The sequence below is a fragment of the Agreia sp. Leaf210 genome (assembly GCF_001421485.1).
Taxonomy (GTDB): Bacteria; Actinomycetota; Actinomycetes; order Actinomycetales; family Microbacteriaceae; genus Agreia.
Map to the genome: position 1 here is coordinate 958,785 of NZ_LMKK01000001.1, position 23,627 is coordinate 982,411.

Here is a 23,627-nt window from a genome sequence, read left to right on the forward strand (position 1 = left end):
CTGCGGCACTCGCCTCGCGCCGCTGCCCCTCCGCGCTGCTCGCTCGGCTACTCGATCAGCGCTTCGGCTAGAACGCGATCGCGGCCGCCAGGCCCAACCCGTAGACGAGCCCGGTAAGGCTGGTGAGCTGCAGCGCCAGGATCAGCTCCTTCGGCGTCTTCGCGGTGAGCACGATCAGCGACGCCGGAATCGCGATGAGCAGCGCGAAGAGCACGAGGATCGCGAGCGGGAACAGCAGCGTCAGGAATCCCACCACGAGGAAGGGAATCAGCATGAAAACGCAGTACAGGATGCGCGCCGCCCGGTCGCCGACCCGAACCGCGAGCGTCTTCTTCTTGGCGATGCGGTCCTGCGGAATGTCGCGGATGTTGTTCACCATCAGGACGGCGCAAGAGATGAACCCGATCGCCACGGCGACGAGAAGACCCTCGACGCTGAGGTCACGGGCCAGAACCCACAGCGTGCCGAGGGTGGCGACCAGTCCGAAGAAGACGAACACGAAGAGCTCGCCGAGCCCCGCGTATCCATACGGACGCTTGCCGCCGGTGTAGAACCAGGCCGCCACGATGGCCACGGCGCCCACCGCGAGGAGCCACCAGATCTGGGTGATGATCACGATGGCGAGACCGGCAGCCGCCGCGAGACCGAAGAAGACCAGCGCGACGGTCAGCACCAGCTTCGGTCGTACCGCACCCGAGCCGGTCAGGCGCGCGGGGCCGACACGGTGGGCGTCGGTGCCCCGGATGCCGTCGGAGTAGTCGTTCGCGTAGTTCACGCCGATCTGCAGCAGCAGCGAGACGGCCAGGCAGAGCACGACGAGAGGCCACTTGTCGTGCACCGATCCGAGGATCGTGGCGGCACCGGTTCCGAGGGCGACCGGTGCGATCGCCAGGGGAAGAGTGCGCAGCCGCGCGCCCGCTATCCAGTCGCGTGCCGTGACCTTCGTGGGGCGGTTGGGCGCGACGCGAGGCCCGGCCGGATGCCCGGTGGACTTCACTCGACGGGCGTTCCTCGACGGAGACTTCTTGCGGGGCGACTTCTTACTCGTAGGCACCCGATGATTGTAGGGCTCGACGTAGAATGGATGCTGGTGCGCCGGGAAGTCTGGTCGGCAAGCGATCAGGGGATCGTTTCATTCCGCTTCTCGACCCCTCCGACACGGAGGCACGAAGGACACCACATGAGCTTCATTCGATCCGAGCGCGTCGCCGCCCTCTTCCTCCTCGTGGCCGCTGCCGTCGGCCTCATCCTCGCGAACACGCCCGTGGGCCCGGCCCTCATGGGTCTGCAAGACGCGCACCTCGCCATCCCCGGCACACCGCTCGATCTCTCTGTGGGTCACTGGATCAGCGACGGCCTGCTCGCGATCTTCTTCTTCGTGGTCGCCGTCGAGCTGAAGAACGAGTTCGCCGTCGGTCAGCTGAACAGCGTGTCGAAGGCCGTGCGCCCGGCCATCGCCGCGCTCGGCGGTGTGATCGTGCCCGCCCTGATCTATGTGGCCATCACGGCCGGTTCCGGCTACGAGGGCGGATGGCCCATCCCCACCGCCACCGATATCGCCTTCGCTCTGGGCGTGCTCGCGGTGTTCGGAAAGGGCATCCCGTCGCGCCTGCGCATCTTCATCCTGGCGCTGGCGATCCTCGACGACATCGTGGCGATCCTCATCATCGCCGTGTTCTTCACGGCCGACCCCAATCTGCTGTTCATCGGCCTCGCCGCCGTCGGGGTCGCGCTCTTCTGGCTGCTCAGCCGCAGCCTCGGCGGGCGTTACCGGGTTCCCGTCGGCATCCTCATGGGGCTCGTGGCCGTGGCCACCTGGTCGCTCACCTATCTCTCCGGCGTGCACGCCACCATCGCGGGCGTTGCGCTCGGCCTGGCCATGGTGCGGCTGCCGGCCATGCGCGTTCGGCACGTGCTCGAACCCGTGACGAACGGAGCGATCCTTCCGCTGTTCGCTTTCTCGGCGGCGCTTGTCGCCATTCCGCAGGTCGCACCGAGCGAGCTTGCCGCGCCCTTCTGGGGCATCCTCGTCGCCCTGCCCGTGGGCAAGATCATCGGCATCAGCCTCGGCGGATGGCTCTCGAGCTTCGTCGGGCCCCGCGAGAAGCGGCCCCACCTCACCCTCCACGGACTGCTCGCGGCCGGAGCCTTGGGCGGCGTCGGCTTCACCGTCTCGCTGCTGATGAACGAGCTCGCCTTCGCCGGCCAGGAAGAGGTGGCCGATGAAGGCACCCTCGCCGTGCTGCTCGGGTCGTCGATCTCCATCGTGATCGCCGCGGTGCTCGTCTCGAGCCTCGCCGCGTACTACACGCGGCTCCGGGTGCTGCGCGCGAGTGCGGTCGAGAAACTCCGCACCTCCTGATCAGCCGGCAGAGGGCTCGGCCGACGCCAGGGTTCGGGCGAGGCTGAGCCGATCGGGCTTTCCGGATGCGAGGGTCGGCATGGCCTCGACGGTCACGATGCGCACGGGCGCAGCCGCGCGGCCCGGCCCCGCGATCACGGCGTCGCGCACGCGCTGCAGGCTGTCGGCATCCACAACACCGTCGGTGACGACCACCGACACCTGTCCCCATTCGGCACTCGGCTGGGGAACGACGACGGCGCCGCGGAAGCCCTCGAGAGACTGGACGACGCGCTCGACCCGGTCGAGCGACACCTTGATGCCGCCGGAGATGATGACGTTGTCGATGCGGCCGGAGACACGCACGACCCCGTCGACGACGTCGCCGGAATCTGCCGTGCGGTACCAGCGACGGCCGTTCTCGGTTCGGAACTTGCGGTCGGTGAGCTCCGGGTCGCCGAGGTAGCCCTCGGCCAGCATCGGGCCCGACAGTTCGAGTTCGCCCGCGCTCACCCGCGCCTGAACCTGGCTGAGCGGAATGCCGTCGTACACGCATCCGCCCGCCGTCTCGGAGGAGCCGTAGGTGCGTCGAACGGTGAGACCGAGTTCGACGGCACGCTCGAAGAGAGCGGCCGGCAACGCCTGGCCGCCCACGAGGATCGCGTCGAGGCGACGAAGCTGCTGTCGGATGCCCGCATCGGCCTCTCCCGCGTCGATGACCCGGGCGAGCTGGGCCGGAACCAAGGAGGCGAACCGCAGCGGCGCATCCATCTCGTCGACGAGCGAGGCGAAGACCCTGGCCGAGAAGTGGCCGGAGGGCTGCACGACCGGCGTCGTTCCGGCGACGATGGAGCGCACGAGCACCTGCACGCCGGCGATGTAGTGGGTGGGAAGCGACAGCAGCCACTGACCGTTGCCGCCGAGTTCGCTCTCGACGGAGGCTGCGCTGGCGAGCAGGGCTCCGGTCGACAGCGCCACGCGCTTGGGCGCACCCGAGGAGCCGGACGTCTCGATGACGAGGGCGACATTCTTGGCGACCTCGTCGGGAACGGGGTTATCGAGCACGGCGGGCGTCTCGCCCGGTGCGGGGGCGGCGTGCCGCGGCTGGGGCCGCGCGTCGGGCGCGAGATGCTCTTCGAGCCGGGGCAGGATGGCCGCGCCGCCCTGCGACAGGGCTTCGCGCAGGCGCTGAAGCACGGCCATGGGATCATTCGCAACCACGATGTCGAGCGGGCGTGTCATTCGTTCACCCTACGGGAGCGCGTGTTTCCGGTGGGTAACGTCTGGCCGGAATCGCTTCGATCATGTGCCGTAACATTGCCCGTTCGTATCGGGAGCGTTCCGAGGGAACGTCATCCTCCACCAGTAGAAAGAGCCGAATGCCCCCCACGAACACGAACCCTCGCCATGCGCGCCGCCACGGAGGTCGTCCCGTGCTGTCGATCCTGATTGTCGTCGGCATGACGCTCGCGGTGGCTCTTGTCGGTGCAACGTCGGTGGCCGCCATCGCCGGCTTCAGCCTCGCGAAGAAGGTCGAGGCGAACTCGATCGAGATCCTCGACGACGACGAGCAGGCACCTCCGTCGATCGGCGAGTACTCGGGCGCGTTCAACATCCTCATCGTGGGCGTCGACAACGACTCCGAACAAGGCGACGCGTACGGCGAGCGCGGAAGCACGCTCAACGACGTCAATCTCATGCTGCATGTGTCGGCCGATCATTCCAACGCCGTGGCAGTCAGCTTCCCCCGAGATCTCATCGTCGACCATCCCACGTGCACCGGCCCAGACGGAGCCGAGTATCCGGAGGCGTATGGAGAACCGATCAACATCGCCATGGGCCGAGGCGGTCTGGCCTGCGTCGTGCGCACTGTCGAGCAGCTCACCGGTCTGAACGTGCCCTACGCCGGGCAGGTCTCATTCGACGCCGTCGTGCAGATGACGGATGCGATCGGCGGCGTCACGATCTGCCTCACCGATTCGTTCGACGACCCCTGGATTCCCCTCGCATTGCCCGCCGGATACTCCGAGATCTCGGGGGCCTCGGCGCTCGGCTTTCTTCGCTCCCGGCACGGAGTGGGTGATGGCAGCGATCTCGGACGCATCTCATCGCAACAGCAGTACCTGTCGTCACTGATGCGCAAAATCAAGAGCGACGAGACGCTGAGCGATCTGAGCAAGCTCTATTCGCTGGCGAACGTCGTGGCCACGAACGTTCGACTGTCGAGCACCCTCACGAGCGCCGACACGATGATCTCGATGGCCCAGGCGCTGCGCACCATCGACCTCGACAACATCGTGTTCGTGCAGTACCCGGGATCGACCGGTGACTCCAACTACCCCGGCAAGGTCGTGCCGCTCTCCGACCAGGCCGACGAGCTATTCGCACTGATCGCGTCAGACCAGCCCTTCACTCTGGGCGCGGACTCCCAGGGGATCGGGACGGTCGCAGATCCGAGCGTGACCGCGCCCGTCGACCCGGCAGTTCCTGCAGAGGAGCCCTCAGCTCCTGATTCGACGGAACCGGAGGCGCCTGCCGGGGTTGACTCCGTCGTACTCGATGGAGTGACGGGGCAGACGGCGCAACAGGCGACCTGCGCCATCCCCAACTGACCGCGAAGCAGCGTCAGTCGTTGTCGACGCGCAGCACGGTCAGGTCGTCGTCGAGTTCGACCTCGACGCTGGTGCCGTCGTCCTTCACGACCTCCACCTTGTAGGCGTAGGTGTCGCCGGCGTCGCCGGTGTCGAACTCGTTCGCCTTTCCCTGCCCGACCTCGTCGAGTGCGGCGGCCTCTGCGGCCGAGCGCTCCTCGGCGGTCGCGGGAACGTCGGTGTCATCGATGTCGTTGACGTCGCCGCTGTCGTCGACGTCGCGGTCGTCGTCGATGTCCTGCCCTGTCACCGAGCGATCGTTCGAGCCGGTGCCCGACGAGCTGCTGACGGCGCGGTCGTCGTCGTTGTCGAACGCGTCGCTCGATGCGACGGCGACTCCTGCTCCGCCCAGAACGAGAACGGCTCCGACGGCTGCGGCCGTGATCCACATGGTCTTCTTCTGCATGATGTGCCTCCTGGTTTGTGGTGGTGAGACCACTGTGTCCGAGGGGCGCTGAAGCAGTCCTGAAGCATCCTGAAGCCTTCTTCAGCAAGCCGTTCAGTCGACCGGCATGGTGACGACGAAGCGCGCTCCCCCGCTTTCGGCCGTCGACGCGGTGACCTCGCCGCCGTGGGCCGCGGCTATCTCGCGCACGATGGCGAGTCCTAGCCCGCTGCCGCCGCCGTCTCTGGCACGAGCCTCGTCGAGGCGCACGAAGCGCTCGAAGACCCTCTGTCGGTCTGCCTCGGGAACGCCCTGGCCGTCGTCGTCGACGACGAGAACGACCGTGCCATCCGCGTCGTTCGTGCGCACAGCCAGTCCCACCGACGAGCGGGCGTGGCGCACCGCGTTGTCGACCAGATTGCGCACCAGCTGCGCGAGCAGACCCGCGTCGCCCCGCAGCTGTGCCGCGGCGACGCCGCTCGAGTCGATGGTCAGCGACGTCGAGTCCCGCAGGCGCCGGGCCTCGGCGAAGAGGATGTCGTCGAGATCGACGAGGGCCGTCGGCCTCGCGAGCGCGCGCTCGTCTGCCCGCGCCAGAACGAGCATCCCCTGCACCAGGCTCTCGAGCCTGGCTCCCTCGTCGAGCACCGCGGTCGACAACTCGTCGGGCGAGATGCGATCCGGGTGCGCACGGGCGACCTCGGCGTACTGGCGCAGCGACGCGAGAGGCGACTTGAGCTCGTGCGACGCATCCGAGATGAAGCGATTCTGCGAGCGGCGGGAGTCGTCGAGGCGCTGCAGCATGCGGTTCATCGTGTGGGCGAGGCGTCCGACCTCGTCGTCCGTTCCGGGGTCGGCGACGCGCTGGTCGAGGCTCGACGCCGTGACCTCGTCGACCTGCCGGCGCATGCGATCGACGGGGCGGAGCGCCCTGCCCACGACGAACCAGATGGTGAGGGCCAGCACGACGAGCAGAACCGGCAGGGCGACCGCGAGGAGGCTCAGAACGGTGCCGATGGTGCCGTCGACGGGCGCGAGGCTGCGCGCGGCGACGACCCAGAGGTCGCGGCCGGAGCCGCCCTCCGTCGCCGTGCGTCCGACCGCCACGTACGGGTCGCCGTCGTCGGAGGTGACGGATCGAGTCGCCGAGTCATCGATCAGCACAGGAGGCGCCGTCGGTGAGGCCGTGTCATCAGAGGTAGAGCCGGGGGCGGCGGTCTCGCCTGGAGCGTCGCTCGCATCGTCGTCGGAATCGCCGTCGGACGAGTCGTCCGACGGGTCATCGGAGTCGTCGTCGCTCGGCGAGGGAGTCGGAGAGCCGGCCACGTCGTCGGTCACGGGCGACGCGCGGTGGCGCAGCTGAGGCACTGCGATCAGCGGTGCGTCGTCGGCATTGTCCGTCGACGCGAGCAGCGTGCCCCCGGCCGAGACGACTTGAACGACCCGTCCGTCATCGTCGTCGATATCGGTGTCGACGGCCGCGACCCCGGTCGTCTCGACCTGGCCGACGAGCTCTGCGGCATCCCGCTCGGCGCTCAGCTGCACGCCGGAGACGAGCGACTCGCGCAGAACCCCGACGAATGCGGCGGATCCGACGACGAGGGCCGCCGCGACCACCGCGGTCGCCACGAGCACGATCCTCCAGCGCAGCGACAGACGACGGCGGCGGGCCGCCTGTTCAGCCGCCATGGGATGCCAGCCGGTAGCCCGCGCCGCGGAGGGTCTCGATGGCGTTGCGGCCGAAAGGGCGATCGAGCTTGTTGCGCAGATGCCCCACGTAGACCTCCACGATGTTCTGCTCGCCATCGAAGTCGTCGTCCCAGACGTTGTCGATGATGTCGCGCTTCGACACCACGTCGCCCTTGCGACGCATCAGGTACTCGAGCACGGCGAACTCCCGAGCGGTCACGTCGACCACGGTCTCGCCGCGGCGAACCTGTCTCGTTGAGGGATCGACGCGGATGTCGCCGGCCTCGAGAACGGCAGGCCGCTCACTCTGGCCGCGCCTGATGAGGGCCCGGATGCGCGCGAGCAGGATCGCGAACGAGAACGGCTTGGTGAGATAGTCGTCGGCGCCGGTGTCGAGCGCCTCGACCTGATCCCACTCACCGTCTTTCGCGGTGAGCATCAGTACCGGAGTCCAGTTCTGATCGGCGCGCAGACGCTCGCACACGCGGTACCCGCTCATTCCGGGCAGCATGATGTCGAGCAGAATCACCGAGTAGTCGTTCTCGGTGGCGAGCCAGAGGCCGTCGGTGCCGGTCGAGGCGACGTCGACGGCGAAGCCCTCGGCCTCCAGTCCGCGTTTCAGCCCCTCGGCGAGGCGTTTCTCGTCTTCGACAACCAGCACGCGCATGCGCCCAGTCTGCCCGACGGGCGCTGAAGCGAGGCTGAAGCGGAGTGAAAGCGGAGAGCGCGGGCGTCCTCGTGCGGTGCCGTGGCTGAGCCACCGCTGTCGGCGAGAACACCCGCGCTCGGCGCGGAGAATCCGAGGAGACTAGCCCTCTTCGACGACGATCTGAACGTCGATGTTGCCGCGGGTCGCGTTGGAGTACGGGCAGACCTGGTGCGCGGCGTCGGCGAGCTCCTGGGCCTGACCGAGCTCGAGACCCGGAAGGACGACCTCGAGCAGAACGGCGAGCTGGAATCCGCCTTCGCCGTTCGGTCCGATGTGAACGCGGCCGCCGACGCTGGAGTCGGAGATCTTCACCTTGCGGGCGCGGGCGACGCTCTGCAGAGCGGAGTGGAAGCAGGCCGCGTAACCGGCTGCGAACAGGTCCTCGGGGTTGGCTCCGTTACCCGATCCGCCCATCTCCTTGGGGATGGCGAGGTCGAGGTCGACCTGTCCGTCGCTGGTGCGCACGTGGCCGTTGCGGCCTTCGCCGGTCGAGAGCGCTTCTGCCGTGTAGAGAATCTCCATGGGGTTTCCTTTCATCGACCGGCGTCGGGTGCGCCGGTGGTCTGGGTGGGGCCTGACGACGCGGCGTCGAATGAACGCGTGTCGTCGGCCAGCTGGTGCAGCATGCCTCGCAGCTGCGTGGCGGCGGAGCGGTCGAGGTTCATCGCGCCGGAGACGCAGCCCGGAACGGCCGAGAGCTCCTCGCGCATCCGCTCGCCCTTGTCGGTAAGGCCGATCGTCACCACCCTCGCGTCGCCGGACGCGCGCGAGCGCTCGAGGTAGCCCGCCTCCTCCATGCGCTTCGTGAGCGGCGAGAGGGTGCCGGAGTCGAGCTCGAGCCTGGCTCCGAGGTCTCGCAGCGACATCGCTCCCTCGTTCCAGAGAACGACGAACACGAGGTACTGGGGGTAGGTCAGCCCCCAGGGCGCCAGAACCGAGCGGTAGGTCTGGGTGATCGCGTGCGACGCGTTGTAGAGGGCGAAGCAGACGAGTTCATCGATCACGAAGGGCTGCGGCGCTGCAGAGGCTGTCGTCGATGCGGTCATTCCAAAAGCATTGCGCACAACTCAATTGCGCGCAATTCTTTCCCAGCAACCCCTCAGAAGTGGTACGGCCTCAGTAGTGGTACGGGAACGGCGACCAGTCGGGCTCGCGCTTCTCGAGGAACGAGTCGCGGCCCTCGACGGCCTCGTCGGTTCCGTAGGCCAGCCGTGTGGCCTCGCCCGCGAAGACCTGCTGCCCCATCAGGCCGTCGTCGACCGCGTTGAACGCGAACTTCAGCATGCGGATGGCCGTGGGCGACTTGGTGAGGATCGTGCGCGCCCAGTCCAGCGCCTCGCGTTCGAGTTCCGCATGCGGAACAACGGCATTCACCGCGCCCATCTCGTACGCTCGCTCGGCGGAGTACTCCCGGGCGAGAAAGAAGACCTCGCGCGCGAACTTCTGCCCGATCTGGCGTGCGAAGTACGCGCTGCCGTAACCGGCGTCGAACGAGCCGACATCGGCATCCGTCTGTTTGAACTTGCCATGCTCGGCGCTGGCGATCGACAGGTCGCAGACCACGTGCAGCGAGTGTCCGCCACCGGCGGCCCAACCGGGAACGACCGCGATCACGACCTTGGGCATCGTGCGGATGAGTCGCTGCACCTCGAGGATGTGCAGGCGCCCGGTCGCGGCACCGGCGAGCGGCCCGTCGGGCGCCGTGCCGTCGGCGTACTGATAGCCGTCGCGGCCCCGGATGCGCTGGTCGCCGCCCGAGCAGAAGGCCCAGCCGCCGTCTTTCGGGCTCGGTCCGTTTCCCGTGAGCAGCACGACGCCGATACGCGGATTCTGCCGCGCGTCGTCGAGGGCACGATAGAGCTCGTCGACGGTGTGCGGTCGGAAGGCGTTGCGCACCTCGGGACGGTTGAAGGCGATGCGCGCCACGCGCCCGTCGTTCGAGTGGTGGTAGGTGATGTCGGTCAGGGCGCTCGCCCCGGGCGCGGTGGCCCACTCGGATGCATCGAAGATCTCAGAGACGAACGGCGTTTCAGACATGCTGCCAGTCTGCCAGCCTCTGCCCGATGCGAGGTCAGAGCTCGGGTGGTTCGCGGTCGTCGTAGCGGCGGGCCCTGTCGCGGAACTCGTCTTCGAGCTCGGCGGGCAGAGTTCCGCGACTGACGATCTCGAGGTCGACCGAGCTCATCGGCCCGCCGCGAAGCTCGGCCCTCGCCTGTGCCGCTTCGAGGAAGCGGCCGGTGCGATCGTGCTTCAGCTCGATGATCATGAGCTCGAACACGCTGTCCGAGTGCACCGACTCGCGGGCGACCAGCGACCACACCACCTGATCCCGCAGGGTCATACCGCCGAACTCGTGCTCGAGGGCGGCGAGTGCCGCGGCCCCGGATGCGTGGGCCGGGTCGTTGCGCAGAGTCACGTCGTGAAAGCCCGCGGCCCCGAGCATTCCCCTGACCAGATCGACGAGCTGCATCTTGACGAGAGGGTTCGTGAGCTTCGCCGTGGAGCGCCAGGTGCCGGTGGTGCAGGTCTCGAGCAGGCTGTCGCCTCCCCAGTCGTTGACCTCGGGGTCGATGCGCGGGATCTCTCCGAACAGCCCCCAGCTCAATCCGAAGCGCGGGGTGATGGCCTCGCGCAGTCGTGCCAGGAAAGCCTCGTTGCGCTCGATCGTCTCCTCCTGCGAGAGGGCGGCGAGAGCGAAGTCGGCGTCGCCCGCCCTCGTTCCGGGGTACAGCGACCAGTCCACCCCGTCGGCGACCGTGGGCAGGTCGTCGTCCGGGCCGATGCCGAGATCGGAGAGCACCGCCTGGGCGCGGTCTTGAACGGCATCCAGGAACCCTGCCAAGCCGCCTTCGTCGTCGTCGCCCGGCCCGGTCTCGACCGCCGGGGCCGGCGCATCCGACACCGTTCGAGCGGGCCGCGCCGAGCCGTAGGCCGGCCCGCCCATGCGAGGCGGCGTGCCTCCAGGCGTGCCGTAGTCGGGGATGCCGCCCTCCGCGTCGTCGTGCATGCGACCAGTGTGCCAGCCGGAATCGCTCTGTTACCGCCTCGGCGGCTTTTTGTCTTCGAAGGGGGCCGCCCTTTCGCGAAACTCGGGTGCATCGGAGGCGGCGAGAAGCGCATGGCTCGTGAGCGTCATCGCTATCGAGCTCACGGGCAGGTCGAGGTGCTCCGCGTCTGCTTCGGCATCCGCGGCGAATTCGCCGGCCTTGTCCTTCGAGAAGTCGGTGATGGTGACGGTGACATCGACATACGCGTCTTCGACGCTCGAGGCCTTGAGCTCCCACACGACTTGAGTGTCGAGCTTCGAGCCGCCGTACAACCGCTCGATCGATTTCGGAGAGTAGAACGTCGTGGCGGGATCGTTCATGAGCCGTACATCCTGGAATCCGTGATCGGAGAGCACCTCGCTCACACGGTCGACCAGTCGCTGCTTGAGCTTCTGGCCGGAGACCGGCTCTGTCGCATACCAGCGGGGCGACTGCGAATCCCTCAGAAGGCTCGGGGCACCCCACGCGTTCTCGAGCGGCCGGTCGATTGTGGAGCCGTGTTCTAGCCACGAGACGGTGACTTCGTCATCGACGGCGGCCCGCAGCTCGGCGAGGAGAGCCGTGTTCTCGGCAACCACCTGTTCCTTGCTCGGGGCGGCGAGAGTACTCTGGGCGTCACCGGCACGTTGACCCGGGTAGCCCGTCCAATCGACCCCGTCTGACACCGTCGATGATGACGAAGAGCTGTTGGTCACGATGATCGGAATGAAGATCGCTGCCGCAATCAGCAGAGTTGCGACCAGCAGATTCCGCACGGTTGCCGACTTCCGAGCGCGCTCTGCAGGTCGGGCGACACCGGATACCCGTGGCCTCGGTGGCTTCGGTGGCCTCCGTCTGAGCCTGCGCTGCCGTGCACGCTCATAGCGGTAGGTTCCCCTCTGGCCATTGCGTTCGAATCGCGCCCACCGGGTCTCCTCCGCTATCCGAGCCGTGCGCTCCTTCTTCGCGGCGTAGGCGGCCCTCGCCGCCTGCTTCTTCGCGGCCTTCTCAGCCGCGCGCTTCGTCGCACGGTCCTTGGCGGCCCGGGCTGCTTCAGCCGCCTTGGCCTCGCGCGCGGCGGCCGCCGCCCGGCGCGCGGCAGCGGCCGCCTCGGCCGCGGCGGCTTTCTCCTCGGCACGGGGATCGAAATCGTGCCGCGCGGGCTCGACCGGCTTCGCCGAATCGCGGCTGCCGTAGACCGGCAGTGCGGGATCCGTGCCCGGCGGCGTTCCGTACACCGGCGGGCCCGACGGCGGGGCAGACACTGCGGGGCCCGACCGTTTGGGCTTGGCGGGTCTCGATCGACGGACGACCTTCTTGGTGACCGCTTCGTCGTCTCCGTCCATCTGTCCAGTGTGTCAGTCGGAGTCGCCTACCCTCGATAGTGCGCATTCCCGCTTCGTGCGCCAGAAGGAGTTCACCCGTGACGATCGTCGCTTCCGCAGACGGCTCAGCCCTCGGCAATCCCGGCCCCGCAGGCTGGGCCTGGTACGTCGACGACGAGCGCTGGGCGGCAGGCGGATGGCCGCGCGCCACGAACAACATCGGAGAACTCACCGCGGTCCTCGAGTTGCTGCGCGCGACCGAGAACGAGTCTGAGCCCCTGCACATCCTGTGCGACAGCCAGTACGCCATCAAGGCGTGCACCGAGTGGCTCGCGGGCTGGAAGCGCAAGGGCTGGCGCAAAGCCGACGGCAAGCCGGTGCTGAACGTGGAGATCATCAAGCAGCTCGACGAGGCGCTACAGGGCCGGGTCGTGACCTTCGAGTGGGTCAAGGGCCACGCGAACCACCCCATGAACGAGGCGGCCGACGCTCGCGCCCGCGCGGCATCCACCGCATTCCAGAACCGCACCGCTGTGCCGAGCGGTCCGGGATGGCCGGGCGCCGCCGCATCTGCCCCGGTCGAGGCCATCCTGGCCGAAGACACCGCCCCGCCCTCCCTGTTCTGAGCCACAGAGCAGAATGGGGAGATGGCCTCTCCCGAACTCCCTCCCCTCGCCGACCTGCTCGCCGTCGCGCACGTCGTCTCTCTTCCGCTGGCGACCCGGTTCCGCCGCATCGACACCCGTGAGGCCGTGGTCTTCCGCGGGCCCGAGGGATCCACGGAGTTCTCTCCCTTCGTCGAATACGGAGACGACGAGGCCGCGACCTGGCTCGCCGCCGCCATCGACTTCGGGTGGCGCACGCAACCCTCGCCGTTGCGCGACCGCATCCGCGTGAACGCCACTGTTCCCGCGGTGGATGCGTCACGCGTGCCCGAGGTGCTCGCCCTGTACGACGGATGCCGCACCGCGAAGGTGAAGGTCGCCGAGGCCGGGCAGGTGCTCGCCGACGACGTCGCTCGCGTGCGCGCCGTTCGCCGGGAGCTCGGCGCAGAAGGGCGCATCCGGGTCGATGCCAACGGCGGCTGGAACGTCGACGAGGCCGAGCACGCCATCCATTCGCTGGCGGAATTCGATCTCGAGTACGTCGAGCAGCCGTGCGCGACGATCGACGAGCTCGCGGAGCTGCGCGAGCGCCTGCACGACTGGGACATCCCGATCGCGGCCGACGAGAGCGTGCGCCGAGCCGACGACCCGCTGGCGGTGGCGCGTGCGGGCGCCGCCGACCTGCTCGTCATCAAGGCACAACCGCTGGGCGGCATCCACTCGGCGCTCGACATCGTTCGTGAGGCAGGTCTGCCCGTGGTGGTGTCGAGCGCACTCGACACGTCTGTGGGCTTGTCGATGGGCGCATGGCTGGCCGCCAGCATCCCCTCGCTCGACTTCGACTGCGGCCTCGGCACCGCGTCATTGCTGGCGGCGGATGTGACGGCACGGCCTCTGCGCGCCGTCGGCGGCTTCATCGATGTGGGGCGCGTCGACCTCGACGAGGAACGACTCACGCAGCACGCGGCGTCGCCCGAGCGCGACGCCTGGTGGCGAGCGCGAATCAGCCGCTGCTACGACTCGCTGTCAGAGCGGGCATGACACGAGTTCCCGGTCGCGCGTGGGCAGCGCCCGTCGTCTGCGTGGCGCTCGTTCTCTCCGTGATCGTCGGAGCACTCCCGCTTGTTTCCTTCCTTCGGGACGGCGTGCATCTCTACTGCGAGTACTCCGATGTGGGCGAGTCCGCGCCGGGCACGTTCATGTGTGCCGACGGCATCGGCTACATCGTTCCCGTCGCAACGGCCATCCTCGTGTGGACGCTTGTTTCAGCGTTGGCGATCGTCGCCATGTCCGCGTGGATTCCATCAACGCTTCGGCCGCGGCTCGTCGGCCTGCTCGCACTCGCGCCCATGGCGTACATCAGTGTCATCGCAGTCCAGTCGATCGACCGACTCCGCGTGACAGGGCAGCCGCGGGACTTCTGGTCGGGCCCGATGCTCGTGGTCACGATTCTGATGGGCGCGTTCGCGGCGGTCGTACTCGTTCTCTTCGCGGTACGGGGGCCGCGGCCTCGGCTCGTTCTCTACATCGCGGGAGGCGTGCTCATGGTCGCCGCGCTCGTCGTGCAGCCCGGGATGTTGGCGGCTACGTTCCTCGCCCTGGGACTCTTCGGAGCCTCATTCGTACTCGACCGCGCGGCCTACAGACCCGAGTAGGCGTGCAGACCCTTGAAGAACACGTTCACGACGCCGAAGTTGAACAGCACGGCCGCGAAGCCGATGAGTGCCAGCCACGCTGAACGCGATCCACGCCAGCCCTTCGTCGCCCGAGCGTGGATGTAGCCCGCGTAGATGACCCAGATGATGAAGGTCCACACCTCTTTGGTGTCCCAGCCCCAGTAGCGACCCCAGGCCCGCTCGGCCCAGACGGCACCGGCGATGAGGGTGAAGGTCCAGAACACGAAGCCGACGATGTTGATGCGGTAGGCCAGATTCTCGAGGCGCACCGAGTCGGGCAGCGTGTCGAGCAGACGGAAGTTGAGGAAGCGCGACTTCGGCGACGCCTCACGACGGTTCTGCAACAGCTGGATGCCGGAGAGTGCGCCGCCGAGGGCGAAGAACGCGGTGCCCAGGCTGGCCACGAAGACGTGGATGACGAGCCACGCGGACTCGAGCGCGGGCGGCAGCGGAACGACAGCCACGTAGTAGTTGACCGTCGAGACGCCCAGCAGAATCAGCACGAGGCCGGTGATGAACGTTCCGAGAAAGCGCAGGTCCTGGCGAGTCAGCACGACGAGGAAGACGGCCATGATCAGCAGCGTTCCCGTGATCGAGAACTCGTACATGTTGGCCCACGGCACGCGTCCGGCGGCGATGCCGCGGAGGACGACGCCGACGAGCTGCAGCAGGAATCCGAGAATGGTGAGCGAGACGCCGATGCGCAGGCTCGCCGAGCGCTTCGTGGCCACCGCGCCGTCGACGGGCGCATCACTTGCCGGGGTGCCATACGCGGAACCCGCACCCGAGACCGAAGCGCCCACCAGCTCAGGCGCGACAGCAACAGCCGCCGCGGCCTTCATCTGCGATGAGCGACGCGCGAGGTCGAGCGCGAAGGAGATGAACGCGAGCGCGTAGATCGCCATCGCCGAATAGACGAGGAGAATCGAGTACTGTTCGAGCGTTTCGGTCACGGGGGTAATCCTAAGCGTCGTCTGGCGTGTTCGCGCCGGGGTTTGTGGTTGTCGGCTTGCCGGCGGGCGTCGGAAGGCTCTTGATGTGTTTGTCGGCTATTTCGGCCACGGCGTCGTCGAGTCGAGGGTCGTCACCTCGGGCCAGTCCCGCGTACTCGAGAGTCACGCCCGCACCGTCGGCGTTCTCGATGAGTTTGACCCACACGCGGCGCCTCGGGATGAACAGTGAGGTGAGCAGGCCGCCCAGCACCAGGATGGCGAACACGAGAACCCAGGCCTGCGTCGGGTCGCGGTGGATGTCGAACGACGCGAAGCGCTTGATCCCGTCGAGCGTGACCGTGCCCATGCCGTTCGGCAGCTGCGCCGTCTCGCCGGGCTTGAGCTCGATCGAGTCCACACCGGTCTTGCCGCCGGTGAGCTGGGTCATCTTGTCGGTCGCGAGCGAGTAGACGGATGTCGGCACACCCTTGTCGAGACCGAGGTCACCCTCGTAGACATTGAGGGTGACGACCGGATATTCGGCCTCGGGGAACGACGAGAAGTAGGCGCCGTTCGAGCCCACGTCCTGCGTCGGATAGAAGAAGCCGATCATTCCCAGCTGCTCGGGCAGCCCGTCGGTGATCTTGATGACACCCAGAGAGGTGAGGTTGGCGTCTTGCGGCAGGAACGGAACCGAGTCGGTGAAGACGACGTCGCCCTGAGCGTTCTTCACGGTGAGGGTCGGCGCATAGCCGTTTCCGAGCAGATAGACGTCTGAGCCGCCGATCTTCAGCGGGCTGTTGACCTTGACCTCGCCGTCCGATTCCGTGCCGTTTTCGGCGGTCGTCACGTGCGCCGTGTAGTCGATCGGCTGCCCGAACGCATTGAGGTTCTTGGTCTCGTAGGTGGCGTCGAACTCGTCGAGCCGCAGCGTGAACGGCGAGAGCGTGTCGTCGGAGAAGAACCTGCCCGGGTTGAACGAGTCGAAGGCCAGCAGCGTGTTCACGAATGTCTGTCCCTCGACCACGACGCGCTGTCCGGCGTAGCCGAAGCCACCGCCGATTCCCACGGTGACGAGGATGCCGACGAGGGCCGTGTGGAACACCAGGTTGCCGGTCTCGCGAGCGTATCCGCGCTCGGCCGAGACCGACGTGGAGCGCGCATCCTGGAACAGACGCACCCGGTAACCGGACTTCTTGAGGACCGTCCGCGCCGACTCGAGGATCGCGGCGGAGTCGCCCTCGGCCTGTCGGGTGATGAACCCACCGAGCCGCTCGAGCCGGGCGGGCGTCTTCGGCGGGGCAGAGCGCAGCGCGTCGAAGTGGTGCTTGGTGCGCGGAATGACGCAGCCGACCAAGGAGATGAACAGCAGCAGATATATGCTCGAGAACCACACAGAGCTATAGACAGAGAACATCTGCACGCTGTCGAGGATCGGCGCCAGCGTGGGGTTGTCGACGAAGTACTGCGTGACGCCGTTCGGGTCACTGGAGCGCTGCGGCACGAGCGAGCCGGGCACAGCCGCCAGCGCGAGCAGCAGCAGCAGGAACAGCGCGGTGCGCATGCTCGAGAGCTGACGCCAGAACCAGCGTAGCCAGCCGACCACGCCCAGCTTGGGCTGGGTGATGGATGCCGAGCCGCCGCCTCGTGCGGACTCGGGCGCCGGGCTCGGGGAATCGTAATGATCAGACGGGCGAGACAAAGGAGAACATCACCCCCTGCAGGTTGTTCATGACGATGGTCCAGATTCCCGAGACCATCAGTAGACCGACGGCGATGAGCAGCGCTCCACCGATGATGTTGACGGCGCGAATATGCCGTTTGAGGAATGCGACCGATCCGGTGACCCAGTTGAAGCCGAGGGCGACGAGAAAGAAGGGGATGCCGAGGCCGATGCAGTACACCAGGCCGAGCAGGGCACCCCGCCACGGGGAGGCTCCGTTGAGGCTGAGCGCGGCGATGGCAGAGAGGGTCGGGCCGATGCAGGGAGTCCAGCCGAGCCCGAAGACGATGCCGAGCAACGGCGCACCGGCCAGCCCGGTTGCGGGAGCCCACGACGGCTTGAAGGTGCGCTGCATGAAGGTGAACTGGCCGATGAAGACCAGGCCCAGCACGATGACGACGACGCCGAGAATGCGAGTGATCAGGTCCTGCCAGGTGGTGAGCCAGGCGCCGACCGCGCCGAATGCCGCTCCGTAGGCCACGAAGACCAGCGAGAAACCGAGCACGAACAGAGCCACGCCGAGGAGTAGCCGGCCGCGGCCGCGCGCGCGACCCGTCGCATCCGGAGCCGAGGCGAAGCCGCCTATGTAGCCGAGGTAGCCCGGCACGAGCGGAAGAACGCACGGTGATGCGAACGACACCAGACCGGCCAGCAAGGCGATCGGCAGGGCGAGCAGCAACTGCCCGGAGAGCACCGCCTCCGCGAAGGGATTGTTCACCGGTGCTAGCTCGACTCGGCGATGGTGTCGCGAATGAGCGTGTCGAGAATCGACGGCTCACTCACCTGGCCGAGGATGCGAGCGGCGACCCGGCCCTGCTTGTCGATGACGAGGGTGGTCGGCACCGCATTCGGCGACACCTCTCCGCTGAACGCGAGCTGCAGCGCGCCGTCTGTGTCGATCACAGAGGGGTACTCGATGCCGTAGTTCTTCTCGAAGCTGATGGCCTGGGGCGCCTGGTCGCGCACGTTGACCCCGAGGAAGCTCGCGCCCTGTCCGTCGTACTTCGCACTGAGCTTCGCGAGGTCGGGGGCCTCGACCCGGCACGGCGCGCAACTGGCGTACCAGAAGTTGAGCACGACAACCTCGCCCGAGTAGTCGGCCTGGCTCACCGTGGAGCCCTCGGCCGTGGTGCCGCTGAAGTCGACGGCCTGCTGTCGCGACTCGGGCTCGATCTCGGTGACCGTGCCGTCGCCGGCGATGTAGTTCTTGCTGTCGCCCGAGAGGTACTGGTCTGCGAGGGGATCGTTCGAACATCCCGCCAGCAGCAGGGCACCGGCCACGACGAGACCCGCGACCCCCGCTTTGGCAGCGCGGCGCATCCGGATGCCGGTCATACGGCACCCACGTCGGTCGCGTTCTCGGCAAGATCGGCGGCTGGATCGACGTACCCCGACTCGACCCAGCGGTTGCCCACGCGCTCGAAGCTCGTGATGCTCGAGAGCTCGCATCGGCGGCGGCGCGGATCGTGGAAGAGGGGTTTCGCGGCGACCGCGAGATGTGTCGTCCAGATGGGGAGTTGATGGCTCACGAGCACGACGTCTCCCGACTCGACGGAGTTGTAGGCGTCACTCATGGCGGCCAGCATCCGGATCTTGATCGAAGCGTACGGTTCGCCCCACGTGGGGATGGTGGGGTTGCGGAGCCACGGCCAGGTGCGTGGGCTCTTGAGCGCGGAGCTGCGGCCGCGCATATTCAGCCCCTCGAAGCGGTTCGTGGGCTCGATGATGCGCGGATCGGTGATGATCGGCAGCTCGAACGCCTGCGAGATCGGTTGGGCCGACTCCTGCGTGCGCTGCAGGGGAGATGCGTAGAGGGCACTGACACTGCGGCGCCTCTCGACGAGCTCGGCCGCGGCGGAGCGCGCCATCTCGTGCCCGAGATCGGAGAGACCGAATCCCGGGAGTCGCCCGTAGAGCACACGTTGGGGATTGAAGACCTCGCCGTGACGCACGAGATGGATCTGGCTGGCTACCACGGAGTCCAGTTTACGGAGCCTCGGTCGGGGAAAAGCTGATAGCCGCATGATGCGCTTACAGAGAAGCCCAACAAAGTAGGCAAACTACTTCTCGGTGCAAGAAATAGTTAGTTGTGCTTCTGCGTTGAGAAGTTGAGACTTATCACAAGAAAGGTTCACAACTCATGCTTATCGCCATCGTCGTATCGTCCATCTTCGCCACCATCTCGGTCGCCGGCATCGCCGCAACCGTGCGCGCCGTCGCCACCGACGGCTACCGCCGCCAGCCCACGCGCGAGTACGCCGCACGCTGACGCCGAGTCCCTGCCGAGACTCGAGTCCTGGCAGGGCACAAACGCATTGAGCGTCGACGCTCTGGCCTCGCTTCTCTTATGCGCGACATCATGACGCGTGACCAAAACGCACTCGGATGCCGCCGCGATTCTCGGCGAACGAGTGCGCGAACAGCGTCTCAAGCTGGGTCTCACTCTTGAAGACCTCGCCTCGCTGTCAGAGATGCATTGGACCAGCGTCGGCAAGATCGAACGCGGCCAGGTGCACCCCAACGTCGAGACACTGGTGCGGCTCGCGACTGCGCTCAACGCAGACCCGGGCTTCTTCGTCGAAGGCTTGAACGCGTCGATGTACTCCAAGCGCGTGCACGGCCTCACCGCCGCAGACTTCATTCGCGAACGCGAGGCGTCGCGGCGCTCCGAGGCGTCCTGACCGCTTCACGCGGCAGGCAACACCGTCACGAGGTCGGGCGCGACCGCATCCATTCGTCGCGCGTGAGCACGTAACGCACGTGCGCCCTGATGGGCGACCCCTCGGGCACGACCGGATGCGCGAAATCGTCGACATGGCGCATGCCGAGACGGCGCATTACGCCGCGCGACGGCTCGTTGATGACCGCCGTGATGGAGTTGACCTCCTGAAGCGCCGGAGCAGCGTCCGGCGCGAACGCGGCATCCAGCGCGGCGGTCGCCGCCTCGAGGGCGAAACCCTGCCGCCAGTGCGCGCGGGCGACCCGCCAGCCGATCTCCATGCCGTCAGAACCGGGCACACCCTCGGGCATCGGCCCGACGCCCGTGAAGCCGATGAACTCGCCGGTGTCACGACGTTCCATGGCCCAGCGCCCGTGGCCGTGCAGATCGAAGCCCGCGTCGATCCGTTCGGCCGAGAGGTCGCTCCTCTCGCGATCGAGCACAGCGGGAAAGTAGCGCATCACCTCGGGGTCGGCGTTCATCGCCGCGTAAGGCTCACGGTCGGACGAGCGCCAGCGGCGAAGGATGAGCCTCGGCGTCTCGAGCTGCGCCGTCGCGGTCATCAGAGTTCGAAGTCGACGCTCGCCCGCGCCGAGACGAGCGGCCTGACGACGTCGACGGCCTTCAGGTGCTCGGGGTGCACCTGGTACGTCTCCAGCCCATCGAGATCGTCGTAGTCGGCGACGAGGCAGATGTCCCAGTTCTGATCGGCGTACGCCACGTTGGGTCCGATCGAGAAGCTCTTGATCTCGGGGATGATCGCGGGAAGCGGGGCGAGGGCGGCCTGGATGGAGGCGGCAGCGGCCACCTTGCCCTCGTCGTCTTCTGCGGCGAGCTTCCATGCGACGACGTGACGGATCATGCGGACTCCTCGAGTTCGGTGGTGAGAGCGTTCGTGAGGCGCGCCGGGTCGACGCGCCAGATGGTGTGCACGCGCCCGTTGATCAGCACCACGGGAATCTCCTCGACGTATTCATCGAAGAGCTCCGGGTCGTCGAGGATCGACTTCTCGTCGAAGTCCACCGAGGCAGAACTGTCGCGCTGCGGGATCGTCGCCAGTACGTCTGCCACGACCTGTCGGGCATCATCGCAGAGATGGCAGCCCGGCTTCGAGAGCAGGGTGAGCTGGATGGCGGGCACTCATTCACCCTAGCCCCCGGCGCTGTCGCGCAGCCCGGGTGAGTACCATGGAGAACCCATGCCGAATACCGAACTCCCGTCTGGCGGCGGCCGCGAATCGCCCGCCGGAGACCGCCCTGTCATCGCGTTCTTCGACGTCGACAACACGCTCCTGCGCGGCGCGAGCATCTGGCATGTGGCCATCGGCGCGTGGCGACGCGGCATGCTCTCGCCCCGCGACATCTGGCGCTTCTTCTGGCAGCAGCGACACTTCATCAAGGTCGGCGAGAACATGGGCCACCTCAGCGACATTAAAGAGAAGGCGCTGCTTCTCATCGCGGGCAAGACTCAGGCCGAGATCCGCTCATTGAGCGAGGACATCTTCGATCGCCGCATCAGCCAGCGACTGTGGCCCGAGACCGTGGCGCTCACCAAAGAGCACCTCGCGATGGGGCACCAGGTCTGGATCGTCTCTGCCACAGCCAGCGAGGTCGCCGACGTCTTCGCGAGCCGACTCGGCTTGACCGGCGCACTGGGAACCCGCTTCGAGTCGAAAGACGGCGTCTACACGGGCGTGCTCGAGGGCCCCGTCATGCACGCGCAAGACAAAGCCGACGCGTCGATCGCCCTCGCGAACGGAGCCGGCGTCGACCCCACCGAATGCTGGGCCTACTCCGACTCGAGCAACGACATTCCGTTGCTGTCGTTCGTCGGCCATCCGGTCGTGGTGAACCCCGACCACGCGCTGCTCGCCCACGCCACCAAGCACGACTGGCCGGTGATGCGGTTGAACCCGTCGAGCATCAAAGATGCACGCAAGCGCGTACGCCGAGAGGCCCGCCGAGCTCGCTGATCCGGCGTCCGCGCCGGTTGGGCGCATCCGCGCCCGATCGACCAGCAGCGGATGCGCCCGATCGGCGCGGATGCGGCCGCCAAGGCGCGCGGGCACAGCAAAAGCGCCAGACCTCAGGCCTGGCGCTGGTGCTACATCGGCAGCGCTATGAGCGCTGCACGAGATGCTACTTCTTGTTGCGGCGCTGGTGACGTGTCTTGCGAAGCAGCTTGCGGTGCTTCTTCTTCGCCATACGCTTGCGACGCTTCTTGATTACTGAACCCACAGGGACCTCACGATTTTGAGCTTCGCTGCGCAGATCGCAGCGGAAGAGAATTTTGCCTCGGAGCAGTCTACAAGGCCGAACGCTGAACGACTAATGCGCCCGACCAGCGCATAGGCTGAAGCCATGGTTCGCGACTTCGACATTCCCCAACAGCGCTCGCTCGTCACAGAACTGCCCGGGCCCAATTCGGTCGCCCTGCAGGAGCGGCGGGAGCGCTCCGTCTCGCGCGGCGCCGGCACCCTGGCGAACATCTACATGGACCGCGGTGCCGGAGCGATCCTCGTCGACGTCGACGGCAACCAGCTGATCGATCTCGGGTGCGGAATCGGTGTCACCACGATCGGCCACGCGCATCCGGATGTCGCCGCAGCCGCCGCCGCGCAGGCCGGCAAGCTGACCCACACCCTGTTCACCGTCACCCCCTACGAGAACTACGTGCGGGTGGCCGAGAAGCTGGCGGAGATCACTCCTGGCGACTTTGAGAAGCACTCGATCCTCGTGAATTCGGGCGCCGAAGCGGTGGAGAACGCGGTGAAGATCGCCCGCAAGTTCACCGGGCGCCGGGCGATCGTGAGCCTCGACCACGCGTTCCACGGCCGAACGAACCTCACCATGGCCATGACCTACCGCCCCTGGCCCGAGCGCGCCGGCATGGGGCCGTTCCCCGGCGAGGTCTACAGCGTTCCCACGAGCTACCCGTTCCGCGACGGGCTCTCCGGACCTGAGGCCGCTGAGAAGACCATCGACTACATCACGACCCACATCGGCGCGTCCGAGATCGCCGCGTTCTTCGTGGAGCCGATCCAAGGCGACGGCGGCGTGGTCATTCCGGCACCCGGGTACTTCGCCCGCATCGCCGAGTTCTGCCGCGAGAACGGCATCGTCTTCGTCGCCGACGAGATCCAGGCCGGCATCGCCCGCACCGGAGCCTGGTACTCGATCGAGCACCACGACGGCGTGATCCCCGACCTCATCACCACGGCCAAGGGCATCGCGGGCGGGTTCCCTCTCGCCGCGGTCACGGGTCGCGCAGAGATCATGGATGCCGTGCAGCCCGGCGGCATCGGCGGCACGTTCGGCGGCAACCCGGTCTCGACCGCGGCCGCCCTCGAAGTGTTCGACATCATCGAGCGCGAGGGCCTGCTGGCCGAGGCGCAGCGGGTCGAGGCGTCGCTCAGGGCGCGCATCGGCGACTGGGCCGAGAGGTTCGACGTGGTCGGCGAGGTGCGCGGCAAGGGTGCCATGTTCGGCGTCGAGCTCGTCAAGCCCGGCACGCGCGAGCCCAACCCCGAGGCCCTGACCGCCATCCTGAAGTACGCCACCACGCACGGCGTGATCGTGCTGGATGCGGGCAGCTGGGACTCGGTGCTGCGCATCATGCCGTCGGTCGTCATCAGCGACGAACTGATCGACGACGCGGCGACGGTCCTCGAAGAGGCGCTGGCCACGCTCTAGCCGCCGCGCTCGCATCCGCGCCTGTTGGGGGCATCCGCGCCTGGTCGGCCGGTAGCGGATGCGCCGAACCGGCGCGGACGTGCGCGCCGACCACTCCTCCCCTCGAACGTCGCACGCGAGCTGTGCACAATGTGCGGATGAGAATGGGTCGGAG

Annotated in this window: 28 protein-coding genes; 9 read left to right on the plus strand and 19 right to left on the minus strand. The window is 67.4% G+C overall.

Annotated elements, in window-relative coordinates:
- Nucleotides 1-67 precede the first annotated feature (67 nt).
- Complete coding sequence (locus ASE64_RS04555) at nt 68-1,054, minus strand: 1,4-dihydroxy-2-naphthoate polyprenyltransferase (protein WP_156351640.1); 987 nt, start codon at nt 1,052-1,054, stop codon at nt 68-70.
- A 126-nt stretch (nt 1,055-1,180) separates the two neighbouring features.
- On the opposite strand from ASE64_RS04555, the gene ASE64_RS04560 reads away from it, so the two are divergent.
- Nucleotides 1,181-2,362, plus strand: a complete 1,182-nt coding sequence (locus tag ASE64_RS04560) for a Na+/H+ antiporter NhaA (RefSeq protein WP_055776446.1) — start codon at nt 1,181-1,183, stop codon at nt 2,360-2,362.
- Here the strand turns inward: ASE64_RS04560 and ASE64_RS04565 are convergent, their stop codons facing one another.
- Nucleotides 2,363-3,583, minus strand: coding sequence for an AMP-binding protein (locus ASE64_RS04565; RefSeq protein WP_082465887.1), 1,221 nt, complete (start codon nt 3,581-3,583; stop codon nt 2,363-2,365).
- A gap of 137 nt (nt 3,584-3,720) precedes the next feature.
- On the opposite strand from ASE64_RS04565, the gene ASE64_RS04570 reads away from it, so the two are divergent.
- Nucleotides 3,721-4,953 carry an LCP family protein gene (locus ASE64_RS04570; RefSeq protein ID WP_162234542.1) on the plus strand — a complete coding sequence of 411 codons (1,233 nt, stop codon included), beginning with the start codon at nt 3,721-3,723 and terminating at the stop codon, nt 4,951-4,953.
- A gap of 13 nt (nt 4,954-4,966) precedes the next feature.
- On the opposite strand, the gene ASE64_RS04575 is transcribed toward ASE64_RS04570, so the two are convergent.
- The 8 genes from ASE64_RS04575 to ASE64_RS04610 form a co-directional block, all read right to left on the minus strand.
- Complete coding sequence (locus ASE64_RS04575) at nt 4,967-5,398, minus strand: hypothetical protein (RefSeq protein ID WP_055776451.1); 432 nt, start codon at nt 5,396-5,398, stop codon at nt 4,967-4,969.
- A 93-nt stretch (nt 5,399-5,491) separates the two neighbouring features.
- Nucleotides 5,492-7,066 (minus strand): HAMP domain-containing sensor histidine kinase, encoded by a 1,575-nt coding sequence (locus ASE64_RS04580; protein ID WP_055776454.1) that lies wholly within the window; start codon nt 7,064-7,066, stop codon nt 5,492-5,494.
- On the minus strand, nt 7,056-7,733 hold the full coding sequence (locus ASE64_RS04585; protein ID WP_055776457.1) for a response regulator transcription factor: 678 nt from the start codon (nt 7,731-7,733) through the stop codon (nt 7,056-7,058). Before ASE64_RS04585 ends, ASE64_RS04580 begins: the two co-directional genes overlap by 11 nt.
- Before the next feature lie 141 nt (nt 7,734-7,874).
- Entirely contained in the window at nt 7,875-8,297 is a 423-nt protein-coding gene (locus tag ASE64_RS04590; RefSeq protein ID WP_055776459.1) for an organic hydroperoxide resistance protein, read from the minus strand.
- 11 nt (nt 8,298-8,308) lie between these two features.
- Complete coding sequence (locus tag ASE64_RS04595) at nt 8,309-8,821, minus strand: MarR family winged helix-turn-helix transcriptional regulator (protein WP_082465889.1); 513 nt, start codon at nt 8,819-8,821, stop codon at nt 8,309-8,311.
- A gap of 70 nt (nt 8,822-8,891) precedes the next feature.
- On the minus strand, nt 8,892-9,812 hold the full coding sequence (locus ASE64_RS04600; protein ID WP_055776463.1) for a 1,4-dihydroxy-2-naphthoyl-CoA synthase: 921 nt from the start codon (nt 9,810-9,812) through the stop codon (nt 8,892-8,894).
- A 34-nt stretch (nt 9,813-9,846) separates the two neighbouring features.
- Nucleotides 9,847-10,782, minus strand: a complete 936-nt coding sequence (locus ASE64_RS04605) for a hypothetical protein (protein ID WP_055776466.1) — start codon at nt 10,780-10,782, stop codon at nt 9,847-9,849.
- A 30-nt stretch (nt 10,783-10,812) separates the two neighbouring features.
- Nucleotides 10,813-12,147, minus strand: coding sequence for a hypothetical protein (locus ASE64_RS04610; RefSeq protein ID WP_055776468.1), 1,335 nt, complete (start codon nt 12,145-12,147; stop codon nt 10,813-10,815).
- A 77-nt stretch (nt 12,148-12,224) separates the two neighbouring features.
- Between ASE64_RS04610 and ASE64_RS04615 the strand changes: the two genes are divergently transcribed.
- From ASE64_RS04615 to ASE64_RS04625, 3 genes are read left to right on the plus strand one after another with little or no spacing between them, the layout of a single operon-like run.
- Nucleotides 12,225-12,752 carry a ribonuclease H family protein gene (locus ASE64_RS04615; protein WP_055776471.1) on the plus strand — a complete coding sequence of 176 codons (528 nt, stop codon included), beginning with the start codon at nt 12,225-12,227 and terminating at the stop codon, nt 12,750-12,752.
- Between the two features lie 21 nt (nt 12,753-12,773).
- The gene (locus tag ASE64_RS04620) at nt 12,774-13,772 is read left to right on the plus strand and encodes an o-succinylbenzoate synthase (protein ID WP_055776475.1); all 999 of its coding nucleotides are present in this window, start codon (nt 12,774-12,776) and stop codon (nt 13,770-13,772) included.
- Nucleotides 13,769-14,386, plus strand: coding sequence for a hypothetical protein (locus tag ASE64_RS04625; RefSeq protein ID WP_055776478.1), 618 nt, complete (start codon nt 13,769-13,771; stop codon nt 14,384-14,386). The genes ASE64_RS04620 and ASE64_RS04625 overlap by 4 nt, the downstream gene beginning before the upstream one ends.
- On the opposite strand, the gene ccsB is transcribed toward ASE64_RS04625, so the two are convergent.
- From ccsB to ASE64_RS04650, 5 genes are read right to left on the minus strand one after another with little or no spacing between them, the layout of a single operon-like run.
- On the minus strand, nt 14,371-15,360 hold the full coding sequence (gene ccsB, locus ASE64_RS04630) for a c-type cytochrome biogenesis protein CcsB (protein WP_235480491.1): 990 nt from the start codon (nt 15,358-15,360) through the stop codon (nt 14,371-14,373). The genes ASE64_RS04625 and ccsB overlap by 16 nt on opposite strands.
- Nucleotides 15,361-15,370: 10 nt before the next feature.
- Nucleotides 15,371-17,041: a cytochrome c biogenesis protein ResB gene (gene resB, locus ASE64_RS04635; protein WP_055776482.1), complete on the minus strand. Its 1,671-nt coding sequence runs from the start codon at nt 17,039-17,041 to the stop codon at nt 15,371-15,373.
- A complete protein-coding gene (locus ASE64_RS04640) occupies nt 17,025-17,780 on the minus strand; it encodes a cytochrome c biogenesis CcdA family protein (RefSeq protein WP_055776487.1) in 756 nt (251 codons plus the stop codon). Before ASE64_RS04640 ends, resB begins: the two co-directional genes overlap by 17 nt.
- Nucleotides 17,781-17,785: 5 nt before the next feature.
- Nucleotides 17,786-18,397 (minus strand): TlpA family protein disulfide reductase, encoded by a 612-nt coding sequence (locus ASE64_RS04645; RefSeq protein ID WP_055776490.1) that lies wholly within the window; start codon nt 18,395-18,397, stop codon nt 17,786-17,788.
- Entirely contained in the window at nt 18,394-19,038 is a 645-nt protein-coding gene (locus ASE64_RS04650) for a histidine phosphatase family protein (RefSeq protein WP_055776493.1), read from the minus strand. Before ASE64_RS04650 ends, ASE64_RS04645 begins: the two co-directional genes overlap by 4 nt.
- Before the next feature lie 164 nt (nt 19,039-19,202).
- Here ASE64_RS04650 and ASE64_RS17840 point away from each other — a divergent pair, with 164 nt between their 5' ends.
- Both ASE64_RS17840 and ASE64_RS04655 read left to right on the plus strand, forming a co-directional pair.
- Nucleotides 19,203-19,331, plus strand: a complete 129-nt coding sequence (locus tag ASE64_RS17840; RefSeq protein ID WP_268750559.1) for a hypothetical protein — start codon at nt 19,203-19,205, stop codon at nt 19,329-19,331.
- A 97-nt stretch (nt 19,332-19,428) separates the two neighbouring features.
- Nucleotides 19,429-19,743 carry a helix-turn-helix domain-containing protein gene (locus ASE64_RS04655; protein ID WP_055776496.1) on the plus strand — a complete coding sequence of 105 codons (315 nt, stop codon included), beginning with the start codon at nt 19,429-19,431 and terminating at the stop codon, nt 19,741-19,743.
- Nucleotides 19,744-19,768: 25 nt separating this feature from the next.
- On the opposite strand, the gene ASE64_RS04660 is transcribed toward ASE64_RS04655, so the two are convergent.
- The 3 genes from ASE64_RS04660 to ASE64_RS04670 are packed head-to-tail and all read right to left on the minus strand — an operon-like array spanning nt 19,769 to nt 20,921.
- Nucleotides 19,769-20,344 (minus strand): GNAT family N-acetyltransferase, encoded by a 576-nt coding sequence (locus ASE64_RS04660; protein WP_055776499.1) that lies wholly within the window; start codon nt 20,342-20,344, stop codon nt 19,769-19,771.
- Nucleotides 20,344-20,643, minus strand: coding sequence for a Dabb family protein (locus ASE64_RS04665; protein ID WP_055776502.1), 300 nt, complete (start codon nt 20,641-20,643; stop codon nt 20,344-20,346). Before ASE64_RS04665 ends, ASE64_RS04660 begins: the two co-directional genes overlap by 1 nt.
- Entirely contained in the window at nt 20,640-20,921 is a 282-nt protein-coding gene (locus tag ASE64_RS04670; RefSeq protein WP_055776505.1) for a glutaredoxin family protein, read from the minus strand. The genes ASE64_RS04665 and ASE64_RS04670 overlap by 4 nt, the downstream gene beginning before the upstream one ends.
- A 58-nt stretch (nt 20,922-20,979) precedes the next feature.
- Here ASE64_RS04670 and ASE64_RS04675 point away from each other — a divergent pair, with 58 nt between their 5' ends.
- Entirely contained in the window at nt 20,980-21,753 is a 774-nt protein-coding gene (locus tag ASE64_RS04675) for an HAD family hydrolase (protein ID WP_055776508.1), read from the plus strand.
- Nucleotides 21,754-21,919: 166 nt separating this feature from the next.
- Here ASE64_RS04675 and ASE64_RS17080 read toward each other — a convergent pair whose 3' ends face one another.
- Nucleotides 21,920-22,018 carry a 30S ribosomal protein bS22 gene (locus ASE64_RS17080; RefSeq protein WP_003792170.1) on the minus strand — a complete coding sequence of 33 codons (99 nt, stop codon included), beginning with the start codon at nt 22,016-22,018 and terminating at the stop codon, nt 21,920-21,922.
- Between the two features lie 123 nt (nt 22,019-22,141).
- Here ASE64_RS17080 and gabT point away from each other — a divergent pair, with 123 nt between their 5' ends.
- Nucleotides 22,142-23,473 (plus strand): 4-aminobutyrate--2-oxoglutarate transaminase, encoded by a 1,332-nt coding sequence (gene gabT, locus ASE64_RS04680; protein ID WP_055776511.1) that lies wholly within the window; start codon nt 22,142-22,144, stop codon nt 23,471-23,473.
- Nucleotides 23,474-23,627 lie beyond the last annotated feature (154 nt).

Coding starts and splice junctions, on each gene's coding strand:
- ASE64_RS04620 (WP_055776475.1), top strand. CDS start 12,774: ATGGCCTCTCCCGAACTCCCTCCCCTCGCCGACCTGCTCGCCGTCGCG.
- ASE64_RS04575 (WP_055776451.1), bottom strand. CDS start 5,398: ATGCAGAAGAAGACCATGTGGATCACGGCCGCAGCCGTCGGAGCCGTT.
- ASE64_RS04660 (WP_055776499.1), bottom strand. CDS start 20,344: ATGACCGCGACGGCGCAGCTCGAGACGCCGAGGCTCATCCTTCGCCGC.
- ASE64_RS04625 (WP_055776478.1), top strand. CDS start 13,769: ATGACACGAGTTCCCGGTCGCGCGTGGGCAGCGCCCGTCGTCTGCGTG.
- ASE64_RS04595 (WP_082465889.1), bottom strand. CDS start 8,821: ATGACCGCATCGACGACAGCCTCTGCAGCGCCGCAGCCCTTCGTGATC.
- ASE64_RS17840 (WP_268750559.1), top strand. CDS start 19,203: ATGCTTATCGCCATCGTCGTATCGTCCATCTTCGCCACCATCTCGGTC.
- ASE64_RS04675 (WP_055776508.1), top strand. CDS start 20,980: ATGCCGAATACCGAACTCCCGTCTGGCGGCGGCCGCGAATCGCCCGCC.
- ASE64_RS04605 (WP_055776466.1), bottom strand. CDS start 10,782: ATGCACGACGACGCGGAGGGCGGCATCCCCGACTACGGCACGCCTGGA.
- ASE64_RS04645 (WP_055776490.1), bottom strand. CDS start 18,397: ATGACCGGCATCCGGATGCGCCGCGCTGCCAAAGCGGGGGTCGCGGGT.
- ASE64_RS04665 (WP_055776502.1), bottom strand. CDS start 20,643: ATGATCCGTCACGTCGTCGCATGGAAGCTCGCCGCAGAAGACGACGAG.
- ASE64_RS04565 (WP_082465887.1), bottom strand. CDS start 3,583: ATGACACGCCCGCTCGACATCGTGGTTGCGAATGATCCCATGGCCGTG.
- ASE64_RS04610 (WP_055776468.1), bottom strand. CDS start 12,147: ATGGACGGAGACGACGAAGCGGTCACCAAGAAGGTCGTCCGTCGATCG.
- ASE64_RS04585 (WP_055776457.1), bottom strand. CDS start 7,733: ATGCGCGTGCTGGTTGTCGAAGACGAGAAACGCCTCGCCGAGGGGCTG.
- ASE64_RS04590 (WP_055776459.1), bottom strand. CDS start 8,297: ATGGAGATTCTCTACACGGCAGAAGCGCTCTCGACCGGCGAAGGCCGC.
- ASE64_RS04570 (WP_162234542.1), top strand. CDS start 3,721: ATGCCCCCCACGAACACGAACCCTCGCCATGCGCGCCGCCACGGAGGT.
- gabT (WP_055776511.1), top strand. CDS start 22,142: ATGGTTCGCGACTTCGACATTCCCCAACAGCGCTCGCTCGTCACAGAA.
- ASE64_RS04560 (WP_055776446.1), top strand. CDS start 1,181: ATGAGCTTCATTCGATCCGAGCGCGTCGCCGCCCTCTTCCTCCTCGTG.
- ASE64_RS04580 (WP_055776454.1), bottom strand. CDS start 7,066: ATGGCGGCTGAACAGGCGGCCCGCCGCCGTCGTCTGTCGCTGCGCTGG.
- ASE64_RS04600 (WP_055776463.1), bottom strand. CDS start 9,812: ATGTCTGAAACGCCGTTCGTCTCTGAGATCTTCGATGCATCCGAGTGG.